This window comes from Pseudomonas sp. 05N434, assembly GCF_056396965.1.
On record NZ_JBFTMK010001204.1, the window covers coordinates 1 to 364 of the forward strand.

A 364-nucleotide genomic window follows, 5' to 3' on the forward strand; every position below is an offset into this window, starting at 1 on the left:
CCACCCTTGCCCTTGGCGTGGTGGTAGTCGAGCTTGCTGCCGTCCGGCAGGCGCAGGCGGTTGAGCTGGCCGCAGGCGTCGTAGCCATAGCGCAGCGTTCCCCAGCCCTGATGCTCGGTGATCAGCCGGTCCTGTTGGTCGTACTCGAACTCCTGCGGATGATCGTGACCGTCGTCGACGCTGACCAATCGGCCGAGGCTGTCGTAGCGGTATTCGACCTTGATGCCGTCGGGCAAGGTTTTGACTAACAGCCGTCCTTCCGCATCCCGCTCGTACCCGGTAACCAGCTGCGAGCCGTCATCGCCGAATTCGGTTTTCTCCAGCAGATGGCCGTTGAGGTCGTAGACGTAGGCGGTGCGGCGGC

Annotated in this window: 1 pseudogene; it reads right to left on the minus strand. The window is 63.7% G+C overall.

Annotation, left to right across the window (positions count from 1 at the left end):
- Nucleotides 1-364: pseudogene (locus AC1DLB_RS32440) on the minus strand (RHS repeat protein); the annotation flags it as partial.